Source organism: Paenibacillus sp. ISL-20, assembly GCF_018613005.1.
Lineage (GTDB): Bacteria > Bacillota > Bacilli > Paenibacillales > Paenibacillaceae > Paenibacillus_AQ.
This window is the reverse complement of record NZ_JAGGRD010000068.1, coordinates 1-26,321: the sequence shown is the minus strand read 5'-3', so window position 1 is coordinate 26,321 and position 26,321 is coordinate 1. Positions and strand designations below refer to the sequence as shown.

Sequence of the window (26,321 nt, the reverse complement as noted above, 5' to 3'; positions counted from 1 at the left end):
CAGTGCCCTCTCCTATAGATTGAAGCTTTTTGCAATGGTATGGAGCCGAGCTTAACCAGTTGAGAACCCTGCAGCTCCCTTCGGATGGTCAGTTGATTTCTATGGTCAGGGAGCTTGTGAAATTCGCCCCCGGCTCCAGGGTGATTATTCCCTCTTTAGCTTGAAGTTCCTTCGAAGACGTCCATATCCGCTACTCCTTGCCAAGGCTCGATGCATATGAAGGGAGCGTTCAAAGGCTGCCAGATGCCGAGGTCGGGAAAACCCTTATAGGTGACAACTACGCTTTTGGCGGAGTGGTTGCTTTTAAGCGAAATCTGCCGAGAGCTCACATTTCGGAAAATCAATGCTCCTTCGGCGAACATTTCATGGGATAACGGCAGGATGGTCTCTTGTTTCAGAACGGGCTCCGATTTGCCGCTGATCAGCAGGCCGTCCGAATTCAAGAACAACCTTTCAAGGTTTTCCGATTCAGCGAACTCCAGATAGTAATCGCTCAGGCTACCGTTGTCATCAAGCGGACAATTGAACGCCGGGTGGGTCCCGGGCTGGAAGAAGAGATCCTGTTCATCGCTATTTTCCACCCGGTAACTAAGTTCCAGTGTGCTTGCATTCAGTTTATATGTAATATATAGGTTGAATTTAAAAGGATAACTGGCCAGGGTTTTCTCATCATAAGAGAGGCGGTAAACCGCGTGGGTGTCGCTTTCTTGGACCGGCGTAAATTCGCTGCGTCTGGCGAATCCGTGATTGCCGATCTTATAGGCTTTGCCGTCCACCTTAATCTCTCCGTTCCGGGCCGCACCAATAATGGGAAACAGCACCGGAGAACGGCCTGTCCAATACGTGGCGTCACCGCTCCAGATGTATTCAGCTTCCGGATCCAGCTTTCTGAAGCTGATCAGTTCCGCCCCAAGGGTATTAATCTCAGCTTCCGCCGAGCTGCTACGCAAAATTTTATTCATTGTTGTACTCCCCTTTCATACTTATAGTCCAGATACCCATATTATATCAAAATTCTTGAGGGAGTTGAGAAAACGACAACCAATTCAGCAGCTGCCGTTTCTTCGTGCTTATTGAGCTATCGTTCTCCGTTAGTTGAATCCATCTAAACAACTTTTAGGACGAAATAATAAAAAGCATCACCGTGAGACAGGTTCTCTACATGTTCATCCATCCACCATACCCCGTATGAATAGAAATATGTCCCTTTTTGTGTAGGTGCATGAAAGCTATTTTCTTTCACTTCAACTTCTTCAGATATGTCTTCATAGATTTGGTTGACATGGTGTTTGTTCGGTTGCGGCCCATAATTCATCACAAATGTAATAACTTCACCAGGCTGTACAGTAACTGTATTTTCACCTTTTAAAAGCTCAACTGGACCAATTGTATCCACACATCTGCTTTGGTTTTTTGAGTCCCAACAATATGTGCCGAGTTTTGTCTCATACATTTGTTCACCAATCTGAATTTCAGCCTTAGGCGGTTGCTCTCCCTCAAGCACCTTGTCCATTGGCACTAAATCATCACCATTTGGTTGAACGCTAGAACAACCAACTAAGCCCATGAGAATGAGAGTCATTACAAAAGGCAGTAGAAATTTCTTCAAATTTAACACCCCCAGTTTAAATAACGACGTTTACTGTTCAAACGAAAGAACAAGTAGTTATGTTGCATGAGGAAGTAGTAGGCAACCTTTATGGCGCACCTTTTTCTAAAATCCCGTCTCGTCGTCATTAAACTAAACTGCCAATTAGTTGAACAAAGGCAGCCGATAACAATGACCGGCTGCCTTAATAATTCAATGGGCCAACTAAAGATAATACCCCTCGTCTCCATGGACTTTTAGATAGTCTCCCATTGCCTTCAGATCAAAACGTATCTGTAGCGGTCCTTCATCATTCCATGCACCGATATGAATGTGCGGGTGTCTTGCGTATCCGTTGTTTCCAACTCTTGCAATAACATCGCCAGCCTTTACCTTATCACCTTCATCCATTACGTGCGCGTAGCAAACTCGAACCCCATCTGGACGCAGAAATGTAATCGAACTCGCTCTAGTATTGGTGAAATTACCCGGTCGTTTGTTTGTTCATTGATGTAAACAGCTTCAATACTACTATCAAATGGAGCGAGAACTTCTTCGCCCCAACCATACCAATCGTCGTTTCGAAGACCATCATTTCGGTGTTTTCTCATCCAGCCGTCCGCGAATCGTTCTATTATGCAGTCGCAACCTAAAGCGTCACCGAGCCCATGTAATTGACCTTCAGGATGCTCAGATACTGAAAAGGCATGTCTGTGTACAGGATGAATTGTAGAAATCCCAGCCATATACGCACTCCCCCCTTTGATAGTGTACTTAATTCCATCTTCCCCTTACTTTCCTGCCTGGAAGCACGAAGACGGCAGCCGATAAATTGCCGGCAGCCGTCGTGTCATTATTAAGCTATAGTCTCCCGTTAGTTGAACAAAGACTCTTCATTTGATCATTGAGTTACATTCCATTGAGCCCATTTCTGGGCTATATGTAACCTTGCTTGTTTACTCCGATCCGAGTAAAAGCACTGGCCCTCTCGCCATTCTGGCATCGGGTCGAAGGCAATACCTGTGATCGCTTCGAGAGCATTGCACCTCGCTCCGAATATTGAAACTCGTTGGAAAATCGCATCTTCATATAGGCCAGAAATAAGCGGTTCGATAAAACCATGATTTTTTATCGTTGAGGCGAGCTTTACTGAACAGTATCGGATGTTCACATCAGGATCCTGAAATAGCTTTATGATTTCATTAGTTAACCCATGCCACATTTCGGGACAATTATTCAAAGCAAATAGTGCTGCCATTCGAACATAACTAGAGTCATCGAAAAGTAACCGACGTAAGGCACTGCTCGAAAGCTTGCCTGAGTGAAATCCTAAAGCAGATATTGCAGCTGCACGAATCTTTTGGGACTTGTGGTTCAATAATGAAAGCAGTTGTACCGCAATTTCATCAGAAAGCGGCTCCCCGCAGAAAGACAATGAAACAGAAGTAATGACTTCCTCATCCTGATCTTTCATTGCCTCTAAGCGCGCTGATTGGTCTTTATTTCTCCAATCATTCCATTCGTAATACGGTTTAATGATATTCTCGTTTGGGGGTACCGCTTCTACAGCTCCCGCAACATCAACTAAACCCGCATTCAAATCATCCCACCTCTCTTTCCTTATCGAGCTGCTAATCATTCCAGATTTCACTTGGTTCGCAGTCCAGTTGGGCTGTGCTTGCCAGATACATGCTGCACATCCCAATATAATTGGACCTGCAAATGAAGTGCCTTCTGATCTTGCATAATCTTCAGGCAGGTTATCGTTAGACGCTGTATAATGACTTTGTCTCTCTTCAAGTGTCTGAAAGGGCATTGGTAAAACCAGATTTTCAGCTGGGGCTAGAATCTCAGGTACCCACTTACCTTCAAAGGTCATGCCCCTGCAACCGTGGTATGGTTTTGCCTGATTAATTTCTACATCCTCTGAGATAATCACGCCACCAACCGACAGTACAGACGGTGACGAAGCTGGCCCACTGCATGTTAATTCCAATGTGTTACCCGACGCTACAATTACGAGAAGACCATCCAATGAAAGTTGTTCGCATCGTATTCGAATCGGATCAGCTTGCCAAGGTAGAAGTCCCGTATCCCGTGTTGATGCAATTGTTAATACCACTCCTCTAGTCCTTAGCTCGGGACAAGAACTTGTACCGATAGAATAAAAAAGCCGCTAAAATAGCGACTTTAAAGGGGACCATGTTCTTGTCCCTCGACAGATTTATGATGTGTCACATACACAAGAGGCCGACGAGTTTTACCGTTCTCTTGCGGAATGCAAACCTGGGTATGTAACCATGTTCTTTGTCATCAGTCGGGAATGTTATCAACTTCTTGTCATTATGTTTTGACATGAACTTGATAACATAAATATAAAAAGCCGCATAATCAGCGGCTTCTAATGTCACTATGTTTTTGTCACCTACCCGACAGCATTACCCCAGATACTCCCCTTTAGCTTAATGAAAACGGAAGCCGATTGTCTGGTCGGCTCCTATTCAACTCTATTATTTAACTAATCTCTGGAAAACGAATCATAACGGTCGTACCACACCCTACCCCGCTGCTAATGTGGACAGAACCTTGATGTTGATCAACGATCCAAAGCGCGATCGATAGCCCTAGACCCGCTCCATGATCTCCTCTATTTCTAGAGGAATCTCCTTTGTAAAAGCGATTAAAGATGAGTGGCAATTCGTGTTCCGAAATACCCACTCCGTTATCCTTGACGGTTACGAGAACTGATTTCCCCTGCCTAAGACACTCAAGATCGATTTGCCCATCCGACTGTGTAAATTTAATAGCATTGTCCAACAAAATCATGAACAATTGTATGAGACGATCCTCATCTCCATTTATGAGAAATTCCGAGCCTTCGACATGAAGTTGTAACCGCAACTGCTTGTAATCCATTATCGGTTCCATATTTTTTGCAATCTCTTTAATAATCCCGTCAACTCGCACAGGGTTGTATAAGATGACTTCCTCATGAGAATCGCCTCTTGTCAGAAGAAGCAGCCCGTCTACCATGTTGCTCATTCTTTTGGTTTCTTTCAGAATGGCTGAAATTGGAGCGCTTTCTTCCTCAATCGTATGATCGAGATGGCGTAACAAGATTTGCGTTTGCCCTCGGACGACCGAAAGCGGACTCCTCAACTCGTGAGAGGCATCTGCAACGAATTGCTGCTGCTTGTCCCAAGCCTTCTGAATCGGAATGAGCGCCCGTCTAGCCAATGCGTAACCTGAGATGATAGATAATAACGCGCCGATGCCGATTCCGATACTAATACTCCATAATAACCGATTCAAATAATACATCTCGGCAGAAATTTCCGTAAATATCTGAACTGTTTTCAAAGGCGTGTTAGACAGCTTCTCGACTACTGGCAAATTGCCTTGATAGGGTCTGCTCACGAATCGATAGGTTTTCTTACCCACGCGTATCGACTCGGGTCCCATGTGGTTTTGTTTTTCCCGAAGCATTGAACTCAATAGAATATATGGCCATTTATAATATACGCTTTGAATCAAGGTACCGTTGGAATTCCAATAAAATGCCATCATAAAACGTTCCGGATCCTTCGAATCAATGCTAGTGACTTTCTCCCCGTTATTTAGAGAAGTTTGATACATGTGGTCAATATTAAACACCAGCTGACGGTCAATGTCGGAATAGATCCGATAACGCGCCAGCCCGTATAACGCTCCCCCCAGCATGATGAGCAAGCAAAATACGACCGTACTATTCCATATCGTCATTCGTACTAGCGTGCGTTTAATCATATTGGGGTTTGCTCTCCTTTTATTTGGCGGACTTGATGTATTGATTCACTTGCTGCTCCAATATCGGAAATGGCATATTACCGTTTCGAAGAAGAACGGAATGAAATGCTTTGATATCGAAGCGATCCCCGAGTTCCCTTTTCGCCTTCTCTCGAAGGGATTGAAATTGCTCCGATCCGATCGCATAGTATTCCCTTTGTCCTGGATAGGCAATAACACTGTCGATAAAAGCATCGTCCCCCCTTCCAGTGACACTCATCAGATACTCATTAGCCTGTTCTCTTGTCCACTTCAGCCCATGGATACCCGTATCTATCACGGTACCTATTGAAAGGTTCGCCAAACGGATTAGTACGGTGTTCCGATCAAGCAAGCCCTTCTCCGCACATAAGCTTTCCATATAGACCGCCCATCCCTCTACGTATCCAGGCGTCATCGTTATTTTGCGGATTAATGGAATGGTTGGTTGATCATATTGAATCGAAAATTGAAAGTGATGTCCTGGAATACCCTCATGCAACGCAAGCATTTTAACCATTTCTTCGGAGGTCGGGTTTTCGAGCGGAATGACAAATCTCCCGCTCCTATCACCATCTATAGATAAGGGGATATACATTCCACCTGCCGATGCGATAAGAGCCGAATACGCCCGCACATCCACGGGATGGTTCGGGATAAGCTCGTCTTCAAACCAATCGGACAAGTAGGGCGTGGCATCCGACAGACTGCTATTTAACGCTTGCAGCAATTCATCTCCGGTTAGGAATCTGGTTATAAATGTAGTCTGTGCTTGACCCGAAGCACCGCTTCTTAGCTCCTTCACGATCTCTTCTACCTTGTGTTTAGCGATCTCGTGCATTTCCTGAGGACTGAGGTCCGTACCCGTAGTAAGTTTGAGCCTTGCAGAATAATACTCGGTGCCGTCCGGCTGACTCCAGATTCCTTGGCTCACGGATGCTTGTTTTATAAGATCGTTCTTGATCACATCGGCAAGTTTGCCGTAAGAAGCCAGTACATGATCGGTTAGGGTTTGCGCTAACGCTTTTTTTAGCTTCTCCTCTTCGGAGGGATCGAGTTTTAACTCTGTTAATTTCTCTGCATATAAACTGTACAGAATCGTTTCTTCCGGTTTCGTATTCCGCAAAATGCTGTAACTCGTAAGCATTTCCTTAAGAAATTCAGAAGCAGGGACAATACCTTTCTCCCGTCTGTCTTGAATTCTATCTATGACATGCGCGACTTTATCCGAAAACCCGTTCAGCGCAACGATATAATTCTTTGCATCTGCTTGGTTGCGAATCGGATAATTGTTCGCGAAAAACGCCGGAAAAGTGGATAGGGAAAGGTAATCATTCGTGTCCAGATCCCAATATTTATATACTTGCTGCTCCGCGCTTAGGTTCCATTTGAGGATATCGTAGGTGAGTTTGTCTTCCGGGGAAAGTTTGGCAGCATCATAGTCATTCAATTTTTCAAGAAAACCATTTCTCTTTTCGTTTAATTGTTCGTAATCGGCATCCGACAGGTCCGTAAGCTTAGTGGGATCCCATCGGATTCCCTCCACATTTTTTACACCATAATAAAGCTGTTTCTCAGGGTCACCCTTAAGCGTAACAAACGCCATCTTCTGGAGCAATGCGTCGAAACTCTCTGACTGATGTTGGGTCTGCCATAACAAACCACCTACAGTCAGCAAAACAAGTAGCCCTGCTGCCAATATAATAGTCAATCTGGTGTTCTTAAACAGCTGTCTCACAAGGTTCATGCATTAATCTCCCCTTTGTAGAGTATAAGAAGAATATATAAGATGAACCTTTGATTTCCCTTTGAAAAACTACTCGTTTATTTTGAGTATGTAGCCCAAACCTCTTACGGTTTGGATATATTGATCGGCATGACATGATGACAGCTTCTTCCGAAGATGATGGACATAGAGCTCAACGATGCCAATTCCCGCTTCCGAATCAAGGCCCCAAATTCGGTAATAGATTTGCTCCTTCGTCACGATCTGCTCTTTATTCATGAGCAGGTACTCAAGCAGTTCATATTCCTTTTCTGTTAAAGTCAGCTCTTCTCCTGTGACCGTTATTGCTCGATTTCTAACTTGAATAGCAATCGGCCCGTAGCTAATCTGCTCTTCTTGATTAACCTTGCCATAACGGCGCAGCAGCACTTTAGCTCTGACAATCAGCTCTGGAATCTCGAATGGCTTCACCACATAATCGTCCGCACCGATCGTTAACCCCTTTACCCGGTCGTTCAATCCGTCTTTTGCCGTCAGACAAAGAATTGGGGTATCCACTCTTTGCTTCCTCAGCTCTTGGATGAACGTAAATCCATCAATCTTAGGCAGCACCAAAATAATTAAATCGAACTCGCCGTACAATGCGTGATGCAAGCCCTCTTCTCCGTTATGACACTCCGTAACCTTATGCCCTTCATCCTGCATAACTCTTGCAATTGTATACGATATCTCAATATCGTCCTCTACGATCAACAGCTTCATAAGTTCCTCCATGGATGAACAAATATGGAATAGTGTAACATATTTTAATGGGTTTGTGAGTCGACTGCTGATAAGATTCCCATTTATTCTTACCGGTCTAGTTTTCCTATGCTTAGCCGGGATTTTTTTAATATACAACTAGATAACACCAATATTTATTTCGAATACCATTAAAAGCAATCAAAACATAACCAGCACTTCAAATTACCCTGCCCGTTAGCTAATGCATAGCTGTGAACTTCAGTTAGATACTTATCTAATCGGTAAACGGCTCATGTTCTTGTCCTTTACGGCAATCGGTACAAGTTCTTGTCCTTGGCTCGGGACTCGAACTTGTACCGATAAAATAAAAAAGCCGCTAAATTAGCGACTTTCAATGGGAGCATGTTCTTGTCCCTCGACATGTGTATGGCAGTGTCATACACCATATAGCTCGATTTTCGTTCTGTTTTTTTATAAGTTCCCCTTTCTTGCAGTAAAAAAGCAATTCGGATTTAATCCGAATTAAATCCGAATTGCTTTTTCTTTGAATACTGTGCTCCGGTACCGCCAACGGAAAGGCCAAGCGATGTCAAACCCTCTTCGATTGACGGATTTATCATTCATCCTGGATTCCCGGCAACTCATAACGTTGTTACAAATGGCAATCCTAAAACATCAGCTATTGTTCCGCGTTCTGGAAATATTTATTAATTACTCCTTTAATCCTTCTAACTCCAGCAGCAGAAGATTGTTCTTTTTTAATACTGAACTTTCCTAAGTTTGTTGTATCTTCTACATGAGGTCCTCCACATACTTCTCGACTCCAAACTTTCCCTTCGTTATCTTTGATTGTATACACCTTAACGATATCCGGATATTTATCCCAAAAATTCCCTTCAACTTTACTGTTCACTCCTTCAGGACAATATGCATGAAAAAACGAAGCCATTTCCTCCACAACCTCCACCTTCATTTACACAAAAAAAGGACATTAACGGGCTACCGATCACCCCCACCACTTTCCCAAAACATTATCCGTTGTTCAAATTCAATATCTTCACAGCGTTTTGTAGCAGCATGATGATTAGTTTTTTTGCTGTAAACTTCCCTGAACTGAAAATCCCTGGGTCAAGACCCGCATACGCCACGAGTTGCTTTGCATCGCTAAACTGCTTGACATCACCCACTTCAGCTACAATGGCTGCGGCCAGTTTCGTTCCGATTCCCGGAATGCTTTTCACAAGTTCAACTTCGGGCAGATTTGCCGCCATGTCCTCCATTTGCTTTTCCAACTCGTCCAGCTGCCGGATCATTGTCAGCAATAAAGATACCATCCCGGGCAATGCCTTGCTTTGAGACGGACTACGCCGAGCCTCTTTCCAGTGATCCAACACTTCCTCCAGTTTCCTAGCTTTTTCATTTGCCCAACGTTTGGAGTGGGATCTTCCTGCGCTTCCTTGAATGACTTCGTTCCAATCTTCGGCATCTCCTTCTAAACAACGGGCCAGTACCGTCAATGACGTTGCCGAAAACACATTGTAGAATACCTGCTCATTTGTCGGAAACACTTGCTCCAGTAAGACTCTACTGTTAATCCCCTTTTTAACAATAAATATCCGGAAACGTTCTCCAATACTCCTCGGCCTTTGCTGTAGATCGGATAAAAAAACGCTATAATAGCGACTTCAATGGGAATATGTTCTTGTCCCTCGACAAAGTTTCCTAATAACCTAATTTGACATATCAATTATCACCTCCTATCCTCTCAAACATAAGAAAACACAAAAAAAGCCGCCAAATTAGCGACTTCCAATGGAACGATGTTCGTGTCCTTCGACAACTCGGTTCAGCAAATTCCAAAATTGTTCAACCATGATGGATGGCGGATACGGCATCGAACGGATAATCCACCATTCCAATACACCCACTGATGCTGAAATTAAAAATTGTACTGTAATGTCCCTGTTCCTGTCCTGATCGAGATTGATTGAATCCAGATGTTCCATCAGACTTTTTCTGAACATGGTCTCCATTTGGTTTCGAAATACCATGCTTCCCTTGCTCTTCAGCATAATCGAGTAGAAAGAAGCATGCTGCTCCAAATATTCAAAAGTGTGAAGTAGTGCGGTTTTGGAAGGAAGATGAACCAGGTCATCTCCAGACATACAATGTCGAAGCAACTGGTTAATCTCAGCTGCTATGCATTGCTCGCGCAGATCGTACTTGTCATCGAAATGCAGATACACCGTTCCTCGATTGACATTCGCTTCTGCCGCAATTTGATTAATCGTTATGCTCTCGAATTCCTTTTCTGACATTAGCCTCATAAAAGCATCATTAATCGCTTGCCTTGATTTTTGAATACGCTTGGCCATAATCCAGCTCCCCTTTATCCCATCCAAAAAATGGTCACTTTGAAGTCCTGTGTTGAAAAATCAACAACTGAGCTTGTTTTAACCATTGAACCCCATTTATCGCCCTGATACATTCACTATATAAAACTCATGTTGATAGATCAACATGTGATCAATTCAAGAGGAGGCTTATCCATGAAAGTTATTAATTCGACAATTTTGAAACTCCCGAAAAACTATAGGACCTAAAATGTTTATGTATTTTATTTATTACAAAATAATCGATAATTTAATTTAAATTAATTCAGGAGGTTTACAACATGAAACTTACAGGAAACACGATTTTTATTACAGGCGGCGGCTCGGGAATTGGACGTGCGTTAGCAGAAGCTCTCCACCATCTTGGAAACAAAGTTATTATCTCTGGTCGACGTAAAGAGCGATTGGATGAGACAATCAAAGCGAATCCCGGTATGTCCGCAGTGGAATTGAATGTACAAGATCCTGCCAGCATAGAGGTGGTTGCCAAGCAGCTAATCGAAGAATTCCCGGATTTGAATGTCTTGATTAACAACGCCGGCATCATACAGCCCGATGACGCGGCGGGCGTGATCGATGAGGATGTTTTGATTTCGACGGTCGAGACAAACTTGTTAGGCCCAATTCGGTTGACTTCTGCATTAATCGTTCATTTGAAGTCCAAAGAAGAAGCTATTGTCATCAACACGACTTCGATCCTTGGTTTTGTACCGTTAGCCGCAACTGCTATATATTCCGCAACGAAGGCAGCGCTTCATACCTATACGCTGTCCCAAAGATACATGCTTAAAGACACTTCGGTAAAAGTGATAGAAATGGTGCCACCGTGGGTTCAAAGCAACAACGATGAACCGCGTGCGATGCCACTTTCGTCATTCATTGATGCGACGATAAAGGTACTTGGTACTGATACAGACGAAGTTCTGGTCGAAGAAGCGAAAATGTTTCGAAATAACCCTGGCCCGAACGAAGGTGTTTTTGTGACCCACCTTAACGATACGATAAAGTCTGAACCTCCAAAGATTCATTAATTTACCTATAATTCAGCGTTTTGCTCATAAGGTTATGTGTCGTGTCGCCAGATTTGTATTATCATCTGGAGTAACAATTAAGTGGGATGGAAAGAAATATGAGTTCCGGCGTGAAACTATTCGGTAATGGGAACAAGTTCTTGTCCATTCCGGCAATCGGTACAAGTTCTTGTCCTTAGCTTGGGACACGAACTTGTACCGATAAAACAAAAAAAGCCGCTATAATAGCGACTTTAATGGGTATATGTTCTTGTCCCTCGACATTTATGTTGTATTACACTATTGTAACACTATTTTTCCTATGATTATTTTCAAAATTATTAAGGAAATCTAGCAAAAGGGTATTTTTGCGTCATAGCTTCCAATCAAAATGGTAACTTTGTGTCAATGTCCTAATTGATTCTTCAATCTTGGTACATCATTATTCTCCATATGATATCTTGTTGCAAATGAATGTCTCAATGAATGTACAGTTAAAGCTGGTTTCCCAAAAGCTGAGGCATATCTCTCAATGGCTCTTGCTGTTAATCGTCGACTTTTTCCTTTTCTACCAATTGGTGCTGCTATAAATAAAAAAATTTCGTTTTTCTCTGCGTTGTATCTTTTTTCCCGTATATCAAGGTAATTTTCCAAATCCCACAATGCTTGCTAAAATATACATACTGTTCTTTGTTTCCCTTACGCAATACTCGAACATTACCTTTAACTACGTCTAAATCTTCAATGTTTATTCCAGCGACTTCTGACAATCGCAATCCTGATCCTAAAATCAAAGATACGATGGCTGTATCTCGTTCACGATTAAATTCATGAAAGTGTGTGATCCGTCTGTTATCTTTGTTAATAGCACCATAGTCATGGGCGACAAATTGACGAAACAACTCAAAATCATCCTGACAGAGTATTTTCCTTCAATCCGGTTCGCAATGGTTTCTTGTGTCTCTTTGACTGAATTAAACTCAATCTTAGCCATTGCATTACGTAATATATATGGCTTTAGGTCAGGGGTTTCGGCTTTGTTTTGCAGATAATCAAACAACGATTCAGAGCCGATAATTTACGGTTAATAGTATGCTTGGAGTTGTTCAACTGATATTCAAGAAAAGACAGAAAATTCTCGATCTCCCTGACCGTCAGCCTTTCCAACGTTTCTAAATTAATTCCTTTACGACTATCAGCAGCGTATTTTTCCGATACCAACCAATCAAAAAATATGATGTAGTCATGGCAATAATTCAAAAGAGTTGTGTGCGATAACTTTCGTTTACGACTGTCTATGTATTCTGTAATATACCAAGGGAGATCAGCTAATTTTTCATCTATTCGGTTCATATAATGCAATTTTGCATGTTTATCCACCATGGTTCATTCACCTTCCTTTAAGTATTATATTCAAATCAATAATTATTCGTTATCTTACGTAATTAAAACTAGGGGTTAATCCGCGTTCTTATTGTACTTTACTGAATCAATGATAGTAATTCGGCATTTTCTAATGGTTAGTGATGTATTTTAGAACCTCAAAGCATAGAGATTACCGAACATACGTATGTGTAGGTATCATTTTTTGACGCTAATCTCTTTGCTAGACAAACTGCTGCCATGGTCATCTTCGCTACCACTAACTTGTCGGGTATTTAAGGCCGACTAAAAGCATCTTGAAGACAAGGTGTGGGCTATTGACGCTTACACCCAACTGTATGTAGACAATGGCAAAACCTATAAGGACACAATATTACAGAATAATGCACATCCCCGGTTGGATTGCCGGACGTACAACATAAAGAGCTAGGAAACAGCTCCTCTGCTTCCTAGCTCTTCAATTAGGCGGTGAAAAAGTTTTGGCTCAGCATAATCATCAGGTGGTTTCAGACACTGTGTTTTGTGTAGAGCCAGCAAAAAATCCTATACCTCTAGATATTGCTGTCCCATATTTTTGGGCAAAGTTCTCATATCCTATTGTAAATTGCAAAAAGCCGTTCCCTTCAAAGCTGAAATATATCTCATCAAGTGAGCTAACCCTTCTTGCTATGCTGGCTTGGTTGGTGGACATGAACCTTGCTCCCGCTGCGCCGTTTATACCCCCAAAGAAACCGCCTACTCCTGCCGCTATACCAAGGCTTTTACCCCAATTTACATCGTTTCCCTGTGCCATATCCAACATATTTGCCACAGTTTGCCCCACTACAGTTCCTACCCCATCAGATACGGCGCCTATACCGCTGCCCAGGGCATAAAGCTGTTTCGAGGACATTTTTCCAACTCTGGATGCTGCTGCTGAAGTCAGCTTGCTGCTTATACCAGATCCGACCCCCCATGCTACTGCACCTGACACAGCGCCAACTCCTATTGACGCAAATATATCCGTCACAGACCAATCACCGCTAACACCTGCCTTAATCAGAGAGGTTCCCGCGTTTACACCAGCAGCAATAACCGAACCTGTCAGCATAGATGTAACAGTGGTAGACGCAACTGCACCTGCTGTAGCGGCATAAGCCCCTATACCTGTGCCTGCCAGCAGCCCTGCAAGGAAACCAATTCCAAGTCCCGCAAAGACATCTTTGGCTATCTCCCCTCCTGAATGTCCACTTACACCTGCATATATTCCGCCTCCGACAGCCCCTAATGCCGCCCCTGTAGCCGCACCTATGGCCATAATTGTAGCAAAAGCCAGTTGTCCGTCAGGATCAACCAGAGAAATGGGGTCATTTCCTGCATATATATATGGACTGAAATACTGCCCGGCAGAATCCATTGAATAGAAACGTCCAAATGAAGGGTCATACATCCTGGATCGGTAGTTGTAAAGCCCTGTTTGAGTGTCCAGCTCCTGTCCCGTATACAGGTAATCCGAAATACTGCCCTCCCCATATGGCGTACACATCATACCCCCAAAAGGACTATATGCATAGGCAGCCAGTACCTGTCCGGATAAGCCATCTGCGACAGCCCTTACCGAAGCTTGATGGTCATTAATAAATAAAAGCTCCCGTGCATCTTTGTACTGCTTAATAAGCCCTATCGGACCATATATATGACTGGTCACTGTTGTGCTGCCGTCCCCAAATTTGGTCAATTCAACCAATGGATAGTTGTTTAAGCCGTGGATGTAAAGTTTTTTACATGCAGCAGTGGTTTTCAATACCCTCTGATCTCTTCCGGCATATCCAAGAGAAACTGTATCCCCGTCGGCGTCAGTTATGCGGGTCACTTGACTGTTGAATTTGTTATATTGTAGCTGTTCAAATCTGCCCGGTACTCTTGCTATGGCTCCGTCAAGATTATATTCACAGCGCCCACTGTTACTGCCAATCATTTCAATCACTTTGTTGCTTCCGGCCTGGTATATATATTGAGTATTCTCTGTTACTCCATCATTTATTGCCAAAATGTTGTCATTGGCATCATAAGTTGTAGGAGTTACAGTTCCTATACTCCATTCATCGTCGGCTGTGTTTTGTGCTGTTCCCAGCCTCCCTAATCCATCATAGGCATAACGGTATTCATAGGATGGCGGAAATACTCCTTCGGTATCGAGCATCAAATACCGGCTTTCTACTGAGGCAATCCTTCCATTGTAGTATGCCGCACCCTTGTATCCATTTTCACTATAATAGATTCTTTCACTAAAATACCTGTCCTCCGTACCGGTTATCCACCCTGGAGAATTGTAGCTGTAATTCCTCTGGATTTTCAAATTCCCAGCTCCGTGTATGGTTTCAGAGCCGAGCATTTGATAGGCGGAATAAGCAAGTTCAGCATGGCAATTCGGTTGCTCTTCTGTTCCTATCGCACACAACCTGCCTATATTGTCATAGCTGTAGCAGATGTTGATATCCCCTGTGGGGTACCGTATGTTGACTGCATCTCCAAGGTTATCGTATTGGTATTTTGTCAAATACTTCTCATTGCCAAAGGACGGAGCGTATATGGTATAGTCGGTCACATAGCCGTGTATATCATAGATGAATTCTTCCACTGACATGATCTCACCATTACTTTCCTGTTCATATACAGTAACTTCGGTCATCCTACCTATTTGATCTGGATTTGGATTTCCATCGGGACAACCGGGATTGCTGTCATATACGTATTGCTTGAAATGCAGGTATTCTGTATCTGGGGGAAGCCATCCCGTTTCATCAGCATACTGCCAAAGTGTATCAAGGCTGCCATTATAATATGAAACTCCTATAGCGAGAACACGGCCTATAGTATCATACAGCCAGTATAAAATATATGGCCTGGCTGCTGCATAGCCCTCCGGGGTTTGCATAAATCGCAGCTTTCCAGAAGTGGTGTATACATAATTATACATACCGTTTCCAGGCTCAGAACCGGCATCCGGCATCCTTTTTTCTACCAGTTGACCCAGCAGGTTATACTTGTTTTGGATTTTCATGACAGCTTTGCTGCTCTCATCTTGTGATGAACGATACCAGTTAGGCGGCAAAATTGTTCTTGTAACTCCAGAAAACTCTGCTGTGTAGGAATAATGCTCTCCATAGGTGCTTATGGCATAATCGGCCTGCTGCGCGTTTTTAATCTCAGCAATTTGGGTTCCGCGCTTATCTGTTATAATCATTTGTACCCTGCCATTTTCATCCGTTGTTGTCTGGACAAGATACTGTCCAACCGGCAATTGGAGCGGTTCCTGCCCTGTATTTGCCTGATAGGTGATGGTCTTGAAATGATTGCTCGCCAGGTTGACTGCATAGGTGCTGCCCGGCTTTCCTACAGCAACTTCACGTCCCAAGGGTGATGCCTCATAGACTTTTCGTGAAAATGGATAGCCTTCATCGTCAGAGTAGCCATCACCACCTGGGCTGTAATAAAGGCCTACTTCTCCTCCCATAGTGCCATTATCCCAGTTCATGACAGCAAAGTCTTTGCGATAGGCTAATACGGGTATTGCCTCTTCTGGTGCCAGCTGTGCTTCTTTTGTCGTACATGCCTCCTGCCCTATATCATCATAAACGACTCCCGATACAAGAGATTTTCCATCGATTAGCTGTTGGGTTTGCCTTGTCTTGCCTGATCCGTCTGTATAGACTATACCTGTAATTGGCTCTTTTACAGCCATGATATTGCTCAGCGCAACAGGTTGGGACAGCAAAAAGCCAAACCTTCCGGATATTTGCTGCTGCGCGTTATACCCAAATATCTGGATACCGTCTCCATAAAACAATAAGGTATTTTGAGACACAATGACCAGCCAGTTCGTTATTTCCATTTCCGGCTGCAGCTTTGTCATAACAGATGAGCTTGATACAGAATAGTCGTACAGCTCCCACTGTCCTAAGGCAGCATTCCACAATATCTGCATACTATCGCCTATACGTACCCCTACATCCGTAATGATGGGGGCTTCTCTGGTGATGATAAATTCTTTTCCATCATAGTCTATGCCTAGGACGGGACGGTCGGATAATTGTATCTGCCATTTTCTGTCCATGATCACAGGATGTATTCTGATTTTAGCTGCCAGTGAAGCAAATTTCTCCATCAGCTTTGGCGGCATTCCACCGCTGTTCATTTGTGCTATACGATCTTTGTCCATCTGTAATCTTTCCTTTTGTGACAATCCTTCCATACTAAAACAGACACAATAGTTATTCTGATAGTCTGGCCTTATCATATCAAGGCTCATGCTTTCATGTCCGAGATAGCAAAGTGTACCTTCGTTTATTTCAAACTGCCCAGGGGCATCCGCTTCAAAGAACTGCTGCCAGTCAGGATAGCTGTAGAAATCAATGTACCTGCCTCCCAAACGTGCGCTAACTTCCAAGGTGCTATTGGGATACGATGGATCAAATGAATTGTTTCTTTGCCTTGAATAAGCTGAACTGGAAACCTTCGCCATATTATCGTCAGGCCCTTGTATGCCTATCGTCCTTTGATATTCATCAAATATATAGCGATTTGCTTCTCTGTTTGAACCCAACTGGGCAAGTGTAAGGCAGTAATCCGGATCATACACCATGCCGTTGTACGTGCACAGGAAAGGTGAAAACCTTATATCATCCAACAGGTAACTTTGGGTTGTTTTGTTGTTATCAAAGTAGATTTCAATCTCAAGTCTTCCCCCCTCCTCCGTTTGTGGAACAGTGATCTTGCTGCTTATATAGCTCCACTCCATACTTGTAGGTGGTATGACCGATATCTGTCTTGATATCTCCTGCTGATCTTTTTTCAGTATGACATGGCAGCCCGCTTCTCCTGTGTCGCCATCAAAGCCATCCGGTGTCTTTATCCAAAAGCTCACAAGGTAAGCATTGCTGCACCTGGCTATTTCCAGCTTGGTCTTGAGACCATCCAAAGCTGCTCCCGGCCTTATTTCCACACTGTTTTTGCCACAGTGGCCCTCACCTATCACCAATTGGGCATTGGCATCAAACTGCCAGTCATGCGTATTCTCATATCCTTCGAAGCTGCAGAACAGCACCTCATCAGCATTTGCATTTACAAAACCTGCAATGGCAAGCATTTGTTTCTCATCATACTTGGCAACCTGTCTGATGCCGTCAATATCAATCATTTCGCTAAGCAAACCTTTACGGGTCCGTTTTACCGTCTCAGCCACCTGCACCCATTGGGTAGGTATGCTTTCACTTTGGAATGGGAAATCGGGTGTGTCGGTATATGTACTCAGCATATACTGTTTCCATGATGCAGGAATCTGAAGGATTTCTTCGCCTGTATCCTGTTCCCATAATTTCCACATTTCCACTTTCACACCGGTTATAATTCCATTTATCATGCTTTTCTCCTGGATCACAGGAGTAAGATAGTTCAAACCTGTCGCAATTTCATATCCTTCAAAAAGGTATTTGTTTTCTGTGCGGATGATTTCCTCTTGCCCATTTATATTATAATTGCTTGTTTGCACAAGTGAATCCTGACCGTTTACAAGGTTTTGCTGGTATACCGCAGTGTTCTCTACCCCATCCGTTATAGCCGTTTCACCACGCATCCTGACATACCCGTTAACCAATTTATATAGATTCTGTCCATCCGACCTTGTTGTATATGCCCTCCACGAAGTGGTGACAGCTTCCACACACTTATCTTCATTGTTATATGACTTTTTCTTATATAGCATGCCATCTAACAAGCTGTAATAATTCTGCTCGTCATTTCCTTCCAAATTGGATGGATATGCATGGGTGTTCACATCAGGCATAATGCCATTGAAATAATTGTAGACCGTATATCCATATTTGCCGGTTCCGCTTCCGTATAGAGCTTTTACCTCATAGTATTTTGCAACCGTACATGAGGGGTCTGCCAAAGCACTCTGGAAATTATACTGGTAGCTTGTATAATCAGTGTTATATCCGTCATTGATCGCAATGGAAGTTATCGGGTAATCCTCGATACATCCTGCTATATGGCTACTGATATATTTATTAATCTGTATGCTGCCGGCTTCTTCAAACTTTTCACCTTTGGCATATAGCGCAAGCATTCCACCCTTTGAAGGTGCTTTGCCATTTAAATTTACTTCAAGACCTGTTTGTATGCTTTCGGCTATTTTCCCAACAATCTGGTAATACACGGCATCTTTCATACTGCCATTCCGATTGATATAGATATTCTCACTTCTGCTTACCTTTCCATCCGACAAGTAATAAGCCGTAGTGCTTATGGGATTACCCTCATCGTTACAGTTCAGGGCTATTATAATCTCAGGGGCAAAATTGATTACCGCCCGGGTATCCACTATATTGGGCATGATATAAATAGGATTCTGTATGGGATTATTACCGTCCGGCTTAACCCAGTTTGTGCCGCGGTAAAAAATTTCCTTATCGAAAGTAACATAATCTACACCAGCTGTGGGGTAGTACTGCAGCTTATATTTATATTTGTCATGCCACGGCATATCGCCAGGCTTATCAAATGAACCGGTGCCTGATGCAGGCTGGTACAAATGGTACTTAGCTACCGGATCGGTATAGTAGGCTTGATCCACTCTTGAAGACAAAATCAAATCCTCGGCATAGCTATACCAATTAAATACCGTATTGCTGTCCGAATAGCCCTGATCAATACTTTTCCCTTTCCACTCAGCCCCATTATAGCGGTACAGGAACGGGCCACTGGCAACAAGACTGTCCTCGATAATCCCGGTCGAAATCCAAGGCAGTATGGAGGTGTACAAGTAATATTTCTGTGCTTGCGTCTGCTGCCGGATCGTTGTAAATCCTTCGTCCCATTGGAATATCAAAAGATTATATTCACAACCGGTGTTATAATAATAGTTTATATATGCAAACGCTGCCATTGACTGCCCTGCTGCCCACTGGTAAAAAGGACTGCCGGATGAATTTCTGGCCAGTGTAATCTGGGTAGGAGAGTACTGTGGACCATAATGCCACAGGCCTTTACCATCCCGGTAGAACATTTGCATTCTGTTGTTTTGCGAATCATATCGTGGGCAGTCCATAACGATGTAATACCCGTTTCCTGCGGTCAAAGAAACATCACTGCGATTAGGATCGGGGCATACTCCCAAATCTTCCTCTATCCATTTTTTTTGCCACGTATCCCAACTAAGTCTTGTCATTTTGTTATCCGGGGCATTCTCTGACGCGTTATATACAATAACGAAGCTGTCTCCCGCAACAGACTGCGGAAGCCATTTATTGTAATTAAAATTCGCTTCATAAGGCAGATGCCACTGTCCTTGGCACCATTCGTTTTTGTGAAATACAAAGACCTTGTTCACTGGAAACGAAGTGCCATCCGTTTTGTACAGCAATGCAAAAAAATCATCTCCCGTTTGCACATTCAAGCTTTCAATATCTATGTTTTCTTGAATATCTCCACTGCCATTAACAGCCCATGACCATCCATACCATTTTCCTACCCAGGAATATACCGTCAAGCGCATGTTGCTGTCGTCCTCACTGTACCATATCACTACAGCATAATCGCTGCCATACCATATTCTTGGAGAACCTTTGCCCGGCCATGGGTTATCAATCTGAATGCTCCTGTCACACTGCTTCAAAAAATTTTTTTCGTATGTGTACGTAACACTTCCTCCATCGGGATATGTGATTTTCCTGACGCCCCCTCTATGCTGATTGGGGTCATTCGTCCAGGTATACTCAAATAGGATGCCCGGCAGTGAATTTCCATCAGGGTTTTTTCTCACCATATTTGTCAAATAGCGCTTATTGAAGTGAGGGTTACTGCTGTCATCCGATACATTTTTAATGCAGAAATCAAATTGCACCGAGAAAAGACGGTGCCCGTTTACGCCATGAACCTGGATGCTCTCAAGATACTTGGTCTCATAGCAATCCTGATAGGGATTGGGACTGTTATCCGGTACTTCCTTATGAGGATCAGCATACTCAGTGATTTCCTTGTCTCTATAAAAGTAAATGACCTTCCTCCCAAATACGTCAGTTATACTTTTCAAATAGCACGCCTTTGTATATCCCCTGCCACTTTCGCTTCCAACCTTTTGCTCTACAGTTTCGTACTCATACTGAATTGTATCACCCCAAAGGCTTGATGCAATATGCATATTCCATACTCTGGGATACTGCTCCTGGCCATCTGTAAGACTGCTGCTTCCTATCCAGTTGCCCCAGCGCACCCCCCATTGTATCTGGTTCTGTCCACAGGACTTATTGCCATTATTGTCTATGCACACCCCTCCGCCAAAGGAATAGGTTATTCCATTCTCTTTTATTACAACCCAGCGTTCAAAGTCGGGATAATAGGATATCTTCCAGAATTGATAGTCTACTGTTTCATATCCCAGTCCTCCATTGTATACCAGCAACCTCTCATCCTTCGGTAGGATTTTATACTGCATCTCATTCGCATAGTCGGTTACAAGCCAATTTTCATCTACCTGCCGATAACGTACCGTGGCATTAGTACCTATACGTATCCCGTTTTTATGAAATAGACCGGCTAGTTCATGTGATATTTTTCCCTCTGTCAGAAGTAACTTTGAAGTAGTAGGCAAATCAAACAAAGATATTTCTACTGCTGTCCTGACCAACGACAGGGCATTTCCGCCCGTTTCCAGTGTATAATTGATGTCAGGAATCTCATAGGCATTGCTGTTTCCCCTGTAAATCCTGTCATATGGCATTTCCCAGCCCAACCCCATTATTCCGGTAGGGGCTTGTTCATTTGTTTTGTTTATCTGTGATTGGACATTGCTTAGATAAATAGCGGTCACATTGACATCCAATCCATTTCTGCCGCTCAGGCTGACTATATTCTCACTGAAATTGACATCTCCTCGAAAAAGGTTCACACTGTTTTTTATATCGCCGACCGATTTGCTGTCAAATTGGAATGTTCGTATTTCAGGTATCTGTATTTGATTCATTGTGTTATTTTTTTCTCCCATGTCAAGCCTCCTACTTTAGCTTGGAAATAATACTATAGGGCTCCATATGCTAATTACATAAGAAGCCCTATAAATTATTCGCTGTGAACCTTATTTATTAATTACATCTCTGCGACACACGTTATATTAATAGTACCGGTTGCCTTGTTGCTGCTGCTATCATTTCCCTCAGATATTGCCTTTACTGTTACTTTATTTTCATTTATATTAGTAATTTCACATTTGACATTTGCCTTTTTTAAGTGGTTGTCGCTGTTAGGATATGAAAGTTGATACCCTTGTACAAATGCCGTTGCGCTTATCAATTTTTTTTCAAATATAAATGTATGGGAATTTCCGTTGCTTACAGTCTGACTTGCAAATTGTATCGCCATTATATTCCACTCCTTTACTTGTTATTTATAGCAGGTTAGGCCGCCCTTGTTTATTCAAGCTCAGCCATGCATAATATATCAACACTTCCAGAGGCACGCTTGTTGGAATCATCAAACATCTCACATGTAGCAGATACCGATACAGTATTTCCCGATACGGAAGTAATTGATGCTTTGACTTTCTGTTCTCTGACATGGTGGTCTCTATCAGAATATTCCATCGTATATCCTTGCACTAATGTACTGGCACTTGACACCTTTGATGGAAACATAAAGGTATGTGTGGTACCATTTGATACTGTTTTACTCAGACTCTTAAAGGTCATTTCACTCCACTCCTTTTCTGATTTTATACATAAACGAGGAACATGCTGGAGGTATCATACAACTGCTATACATGTAATATCAACACTTCCATAGGCATAGTTTTTGGAATCGTCATACATTACACAGTTTGCAGTTACTGTCACCTGTTGTCCAGATATACTTGCAATGTTTGCGTTGACATCGATTGCCCTAACATGGTTGTCACTATTAGGATATTTCACGGAATAACCCTGAATTCCCACGGTTACATTAGTAACCCTCTGGTTGAACGTGAAAGTGTGAGACTTCCCATGTTCGACATTTGCATTATTGAATACTAACGCCATAAAAACATCACTCCTTTTTTCATAATTTGCCACAAATTGGGCATATTCCAAAAACGACTGTTTTATGAAACATAATACCTCAAACGAATTTATCACACGTTAAGAGGCCATTTTTGTATCATAAAACATACAATAATCATATTGATTTTTTGTGATTTTATGACAGAACATCCTGACTTTGACACCTAAATTTTGTACGGAGGTACCTGATGAGAATCCAGGGTCGCTACGATACACTTCCTGCTGCTGACACAGATGAGGGTGAAGGTTATACCTTGTCTCTCGAGAACCTCAAAGCACCTATTGGAAGGACGGAGAATTCCTCATTGAGCGCTGAACCGATTTTCACCGTGCATGCAGAACCAATCCGACGGCGGTTGATGGAAAACCTCGTAAAAAACAGCCCGAAAACGGCTACTCAACTAGCAAATGAGTTTACGATTACTCGACAGGGGATTCTCAAACATCTTAAAGTGTTGGAGCAGGCTGGGTTGGTGTATGTAGACCAGAAAGGTCGGGATAAACGTTATTTACTCCGGACGGAGCCTTTGAACGAGCTCGAGCAATGGATCCAAGAAATCGGAGTGAAGTGGGACCAACGATTGCAGCGGCTTAAAATTATGCTGGAAGAGGAAAAAAATATTTCACGTTCTTAAGTTGTTGAAACGAACAGTTCAACTTTGTGACCACGTTTCGAAGCCTTGCAAGAACGACCAAATTGAATTATTTTAGTCATGTTCGTTAATGCTCCCGCTGTTCCTCGCCAAAGGTACGAGAGCATTTTTATTTTATTGACAACAATAGCCTAATCCCCCGTCACTGTAGAAAAGGGATTAGGCTATTGTCGGCAAAAGCTTTGCATTGGCTCCGCCAATCCAAATGGCGAATAGCTGGCATTTTTCCGCCAGATAATCAGGCGATGAACAGTAGAACATGAACCAGATGGCAGCAAAATCCTTATGTATCAAGGACTTCGCTGCCATCTGGTTGTCTAATAATTAAGCTATAAACAGTCTCAAATGATCTTATAATCTGCCTCGGGGAGTGAGGAAAATTGTGTTTAAGTACCTCTGCACAATCTTCTTCGATTTCTATCTCTTGTACGCTTGTATATCCATGAGACTCTTTGAAGACTGCTGCCCCTTTTCCCGCCCCTGAACATATTGTTAGCAGCCGAAGACGTTCGTCTGCCGGAGGTTCAAAAGTTTCGCTATCAAAGAGGCGATAGCGAAGTGGACGGACGACAACTGAGAATAATCTCCATGGCGATACACGCTGATTTCAATCTTCTCTTGAACGCATAAGATTGATGAATATTTAGCCCCACATTGGGTCGGCTCAAGCAAAGGTACATGAAAATTCGATATAATTGAAAATCATTTTCATTTACGTAAAACAATATGTGTTCTTGTCCTTAATCGGCAAACGATATATGTTCTTGTCACTCGACAACTCTGTCGGCGGTTGATGACAAGAACTCGTACTTTACCCGATTGTAAAAATCAATTAGCAAAGGCAGCTGATCTAAGTGATCGCTGCCATTGCTGTTGCATATTACTTTCGTGTCCCGTTAGCATTCCTGTAGAGCGTTAATTTTCCGCTTTGAAAAAAGTGAAGCCCCCTCGTAAGATGGAATTGTGCACAGGGTCAATTGCCCTTCACTATCTAGGAGGAGGATCTACTATGAAGTTTAAACAACATGATGCTCAAAATCAACGGATAGAACGTATCACCAGTAATCACCTTGTTGTCGGTATCGACATTGCCAAAGAGACCCAAGTTGCTCGAGCTGTAACTTACCGTGGTATCGAGCTTGGCAAGCCCTGTTCGTTTAAAAATGACGATGTGGGTTATCAAAAACTTTTAAGTTGGGTTAAATCGTTACAAAAACAACATAACAAGACCGGTGTTATTATCGGTATGGAGCCAACAGGTCATTACTGGTTTAACCTCGCCTGGTGGCTTTTAGAAGTTTTGAAGTAGTGACCGTTAATCCTTATCACGTTAAGAGCAACAAGGAGAATCGAGATAATTCTCCCACCAAAAGTGATCTGAAAGATGCACTGGTTATAGCCGATATGGTGAAGAATGGTTATTACTCACCCTTACGGTTGCCAACAGGAGATTATCAAGCACTACGTGTTTTAATGAGCGACCGTGAGTTTGTCATTAAACAGTTCATCTCGATCCAGAATCAGATTCATCGCTGGCTGGATATCTGGTTCCCAGAGTACCATCGAGTATTCAAAGATTGGAGCTGTAAAACCTCTCTAGTAACCCTTAGATTGTTCCCATTACCATCAGAACTAAAGATCCTTTCTCCGGAAGAAATCTATGCCGGGTGGAAACCTCATATGAAACGCAGGGCAAGTATATCGTTCGCTAAAGCACTAGTGGAACAAGCGCAGCAATCCATTGCTCAGAATGTCGCTCCAGAGCAAGTGAAACGTTCCCTTTTATTTCTACTAGATCAGTATGAACGATTGTCAACGCAACTGGCACAGCTTGAACAAGAAGCTATTTCCCTTATGAAAGATATTCCTCAAGCTCAAAGCTTATTGACCATTCCAGGCATCGGTAAAATCACAATAGCCGGCATTTTAGCAGAGACTGGGGATTTGAGCATGTATCGCCATGGCCAACAAGTGCTCCGACTCGCGGGGCTGCATCTAGGTGAAGATAGTTCCGGCAAGCATAAGGGTCAGGTTCGGATTACCAAACGAGGGCGCTCCTGTCTCCGAAAGTTCTTGTACTTAGCTGTATTGAACCTCGTTGTAAACAATGAGGAATTTCGATCGCTCCACCATCACTACACTCGAACGAATAAGATGAAAAAGGTTCATTCTATCATAAAACTATGTGGGAAGCTGGCACGAATTCTGGTAGGCATTGTTCGTCAAGAACAAACTTACATTCCTGAGAAAGTTGTTACTGCTACAACTGCAGCTTAAGTAGAATGCGCTTAATAATAACGCAAATTGGCTTGTTCGCAGGATTTCGGACAAAGAAAGCACCCGAGTACTGAATTCTCATTCCTTAAGGGCACAGACCCGTGAACGAAGCAGATCAGCCTCCATCCCTTGGATAGGTATAACGATGGAATGACAGGGTACAATGACCCGTTGAGTCATGGGAGGGAGAACCACCGAGGGCAGCATGGAGCAGTGTGCAGGATATGGAACGATATGGGAATTGATGACTATTCCTCTGTTCCCGCATGCCCTCATGTTTCTAAGGGACTCCCACCACTATCTGATTCTTTCGTTCACCACTTCTATGAGATGTGAAATCCTGCGAACAAGCGAGCATACGTAAGAAAATCTCATCATTCTGAGGGAGAAATGATAGGGCTTCCCATCTCAGCTACAATGGCTGCGGCCAGTTTTGTTCCGATTCCCGGGATGCTTTTCACGAGTTCAACTTCGGGCAGGTTTGCCGCCATTTCCTCCATCTGTTTTTCCAACTCGTCAAGCTGCCGCCTTATCGTTAGCAATAAAGTTACCATCCCAAGCAGGGCCTTGCTTTGAGACGAACTAGAACGGCTCTCTCTCCAAGGATCAAGTATTTGTTCCAGTTGCGTTGCTTTTTCATTCACCCACTGTTTGGAGCGTGATCTCCCTG

19 protein-coding genes and 3 pseudogenes are annotated in these 26,321 nt (G+C 43.1%); 4 read left to right on the top strand and 18 right to left on the bottom strand.

Annotation, left to right across the window (positions count from 1 at the left end; all coding sequences use genetic code 11):
• Positions 1-155 precede the first annotated feature (155 nt).
• The 11 genes from J7E85_RS31380 to J7E85_RS31330 form a co-directional block, all read right to left on the bottom strand.
• The gene (locus tag J7E85_RS31380) at positions 156-962 is read right to left on the bottom strand and encodes an aldose 1-epimerase family protein (protein WP_251036184.1); all 807 of its coding nucleotides are present in this window, start codon (positions 960-962) and stop codon (positions 156-158) included.
• Between the two features lie 143 nt (positions 963-1,105).
• Entirely contained in the window at positions 1,106-1,609 is a 504-nt protein-coding gene (locus tag J7E85_RS31375) for a hypothetical protein (protein ID WP_215163929.1), read from the bottom strand.
• 204 nt (positions 1,610-1,813) lie between these two features.
• Entirely contained in the window at positions 1,814-1,999 is a 186-nt protein-coding gene (locus J7E85_RS35025) for a peptidoglycan DD-metalloendopeptidase family protein (RefSeq protein WP_215163928.1), read from the bottom strand.
• On the bottom strand, positions 1,999-2,334 hold the full coding sequence (locus J7E85_RS31365; RefSeq protein ID WP_215163927.1) for a hypothetical protein: 336 nt from the start codon (positions 2,332-2,334) through the stop codon (positions 1,999-2,001). Before J7E85_RS31365 ends, J7E85_RS35025 begins: the two co-directional genes overlap by 1 nt.
• A gap of 155 nt (positions 2,335-2,489) precedes the next feature.
• On the bottom strand, positions 2,490-3,710 hold the full coding sequence (locus J7E85_RS31360) for a S8 family serine peptidase (RefSeq protein WP_353049597.1): 1,221 nt from the start codon (positions 3,708-3,710) through the stop codon (positions 2,490-2,492).
• 392 nt (positions 3,711-4,102) lie between these two features.
• A complete protein-coding gene (locus tag J7E85_RS31355; RefSeq protein WP_215163925.1) occupies positions 4,103-5,374 on the bottom strand; it encodes a sensor histidine kinase in 1,272 nt (423 codons plus the stop codon).
• Positions 5,375-5,393: 19 nt separating this feature from the next.
• On the bottom strand, positions 5,394-7,139 hold the full coding sequence (locus J7E85_RS31350) for a DUF885 domain-containing protein (protein ID WP_215163924.1): 1,746 nt from the start codon (positions 7,137-7,139) through the stop codon (positions 5,394-5,396).
• A 69-nt stretch (positions 7,140-7,208) separates the two neighbouring features.
• On the bottom strand, positions 7,209-7,880 hold the full coding sequence (locus J7E85_RS31345; protein WP_215163923.1) for a response regulator transcription factor: 672 nt from the start codon (positions 7,878-7,880) through the stop codon (positions 7,209-7,211).
• A gap of 661 nt (positions 7,881-8,541) precedes the next feature.
• Positions 8,542-8,811: a hypothetical protein gene (locus J7E85_RS31340; protein ID WP_251036186.1), complete on the bottom strand. Its 270-nt coding sequence runs from the start codon at positions 8,809-8,811 to the stop codon at positions 8,542-8,544.
• A gap of 82 nt (positions 8,812-8,893) precedes the next feature.
• A complete protein-coding gene (locus J7E85_RS35020) occupies positions 8,894-9,430 on the bottom strand; it encodes a transposase (RefSeq protein WP_353049596.1) in 537 nt (178 codons plus the stop codon).
• A gap of 231 nt (positions 9,431-9,661) precedes the next feature.
• A complete protein-coding gene (locus J7E85_RS31330; protein WP_215163921.1) occupies positions 9,662-10,237 on the bottom strand; it encodes a TetR/AcrR family transcriptional regulator in 576 nt (191 codons plus the stop codon).
• A gap of 299 nt (positions 10,238-10,536) precedes the next feature.
• Here J7E85_RS31330 and J7E85_RS31325 point away from each other — a divergent pair, with 299 nt between their 5' ends.
• Positions 10,537-11,286 carry an SDR family oxidoreductase gene (locus J7E85_RS31325; protein WP_215163920.1) on the top strand — a complete coding sequence of 250 codons (750 nt, stop codon included), beginning with the start codon at positions 10,537-10,539 and terminating at the stop codon, positions 11,284-11,286.
• A 387-nt stretch (positions 11,287-11,673) separates the two neighbouring features.
• Here the strand turns inward: J7E85_RS31325 and xerS are convergent.
• The 5 genes and pseudogenes from xerS to J7E85_RS31300 form a co-directional block, all read right to left on the bottom strand.
• Positions 11,674-12,645 (bottom strand): annotated as a pseudogene (xerS, locus tag J7E85_RS35220) (tyrosine recombinase XerS); the annotation flags it as partial.
• A gap of 499 nt (positions 12,646-13,144) precedes the next feature.
• Positions 13,145-21,673 carry an RHS repeat domain-containing protein gene (locus tag J7E85_RS31315; protein ID WP_215163919.1) on the bottom strand — a complete coding sequence of 2,843 codons (8,529 nt, stop codon included), beginning with the start codon at positions 21,671-21,673 and terminating at the stop codon, positions 13,145-13,147.
• Positions 21,674-21,774: 101 nt separating this feature from the next.
• Positions 21,775-22,047, bottom strand: coding sequence for a hypothetical protein (locus J7E85_RS31310; RefSeq protein ID WP_215163918.1), 273 nt, complete (start codon positions 22,045-22,047; stop codon positions 21,775-21,777).
• Between the two features lie 50 nt (positions 22,048-22,097).
• The gene (locus J7E85_RS31305; RefSeq protein ID WP_215163917.1) at positions 22,098-22,373 is read right to left on the bottom strand and encodes a hypothetical protein; all 276 of its coding nucleotides are present in this window, start codon (positions 22,371-22,373) and stop codon (positions 22,098-22,100) included.
• Between the two features lie 54 nt (positions 22,374-22,427).
• The gene (locus J7E85_RS31300; protein ID WP_215163916.1) at positions 22,428-22,700 is read right to left on the bottom strand and encodes a hypothetical protein; all 273 of its coding nucleotides are present in this window, start codon (positions 22,698-22,700) and stop codon (positions 22,428-22,430) included.
• Positions 22,701-22,909: 209 nt separating this feature from the next.
• On the opposite strand from J7E85_RS31300, the gene J7E85_RS31295 reads away from it, so the two are divergent.
• Entirely contained in the window at positions 22,910-23,356 is a 447-nt protein-coding gene (locus tag J7E85_RS31295; RefSeq protein WP_215163915.1) for an ArsR/SmtB family transcription factor, read from the top strand.
• A 177-nt stretch (positions 23,357-23,533) separates the two neighbouring features.
• Here J7E85_RS31295 and J7E85_RS31290 read toward each other — a convergent pair whose 3' ends face one another.
• A complete protein-coding gene (locus J7E85_RS31290; protein ID WP_215163914.1) occupies positions 23,534-23,683 on the bottom strand; it encodes a hypothetical protein in 150 nt (49 codons plus the stop codon).
• Between the two features lie 700 nt (positions 23,684-24,383).
• Here J7E85_RS31290 and J7E85_RS31285 point away from each other — a divergent pair.
• Positions 24,384-25,651 (top strand): annotated as a pseudogene (locus J7E85_RS31285) (IS110 family RNA-guided transposase).
• Between the two features lie 178 nt (positions 25,652-25,829).
• Entirely contained in the window at positions 25,830-26,015 is a 186-nt protein-coding gene (locus J7E85_RS31280; protein WP_215163913.1) for a hypothetical protein, read from the top strand.
• 10 nt (positions 26,016-26,025) lie between these two features.
• On the opposite strand, the pseudogene J7E85_RS31275 reads toward J7E85_RS31280, so the two are convergent.
• A pseudogene (locus J7E85_RS31275) lies at positions 26,026-26,321 on the bottom strand (IS110 family RNA-guided transposase); the annotation flags it as partial.

Excerpts from the sequence above, each read along its gene's own strand:
- J7E85_RS31380 (WP_251036184.1), bottom strand. The coding sequence starts at position 962 with ATGAATAAAATTTTGCGTAGCAGCTCGGCGGAAGCTGAGATTAATACC.
- J7E85_RS35025 (WP_215163928.1), bottom strand. The coding sequence starts at position 1,999 with ATGGATGAAGGTGATAAGGTAAAGGCTGGCGATGTTATTGCAAGAGTT.
- J7E85_RS31365 (WP_215163927.1), bottom strand. The coding sequence starts at position 2,334 with ATGGCTGGGATTTCTACAATTCATCCTGTACACAGACATGCCTTTTCA.
- J7E85_RS31355 (WP_215163925.1), bottom strand. The coding sequence starts at position 5,374 with ATGATTAAACGCACGCTAGTACGAATGACGATATGGAATAGTACGGTC.
- J7E85_RS31350 (WP_215163924.1), bottom strand. The coding sequence starts at position 7,139 with ATGAACCTTGTGAGACAGCTGTTTAAGAACACCAGATTGACTATTATA.
- J7E85_RS31345 (WP_215163923.1), bottom strand. The coding sequence starts at position 7,880 with ATGAAGCTGTTGATCGTAGAGGACGATATTGAGATATCGTATACAATT.
- J7E85_RS31340 (WP_251036186.1), bottom strand. The coding sequence starts at position 8,811 with ATGGCTTCGTTTTTTCATGCATATTGTCCTGAAGGAGTGAACAGTAAA.
- J7E85_RS31330 (WP_215163921.1), bottom strand. The coding sequence starts at position 10,237 with ATGGCCAAGCGTATTCAAAAATCAAGGCAAGCGATTAATGATGCTTTT.
- J7E85_RS31325 (WP_215163920.1), top strand. The coding sequence starts at position 10,537 with ATGAAACTTACAGGAAACACGATTTTTATTACAGGCGGCGGCTCGGGA.
- J7E85_RS31315 (WP_215163919.1), bottom strand. The coding sequence starts at position 21,673 with ATGGGAGAAAAAAATAACACAATGAATCAAATACAGATACCTGAAATA.
- J7E85_RS31310 (WP_215163918.1), bottom strand. The coding sequence starts at position 22,047 with ATGGCGATACAATTTGCAAGTCAGACTGTAAGCAACGGAAATTCCCAT.
- J7E85_RS31305 (WP_215163917.1), bottom strand. The coding sequence starts at position 22,373 with ATGACCTTTAAGAGTCTGAGTAAAACAGTATCAAATGGTACCACACAT.
- J7E85_RS31300 (WP_215163916.1), bottom strand. The coding sequence starts at position 22,700 with ATGGCGTTAGTATTCAATAATGCAAATGTCGAACATGGGAAGTCTCAC.
- J7E85_RS31295 (WP_215163915.1), top strand. The coding sequence starts at position 22,910 with ATGAGAATCCAGGGTCGCTACGATACACTTCCTGCTGCTGACACAGAT.
- J7E85_RS31290 (WP_215163914.1), bottom strand. The coding sequence starts at position 23,683 with ATGGCAGCGAAGTCCTTGATACATAAGGATTTTGCTGCCATCTGGTTC.
- J7E85_RS31280 (WP_215163913.1), top strand. The coding sequence starts at position 25,830 with ATGGGAGGGAGAACCACCGAGGGCAGCATGGAGCAGTGTGCAGGATAT.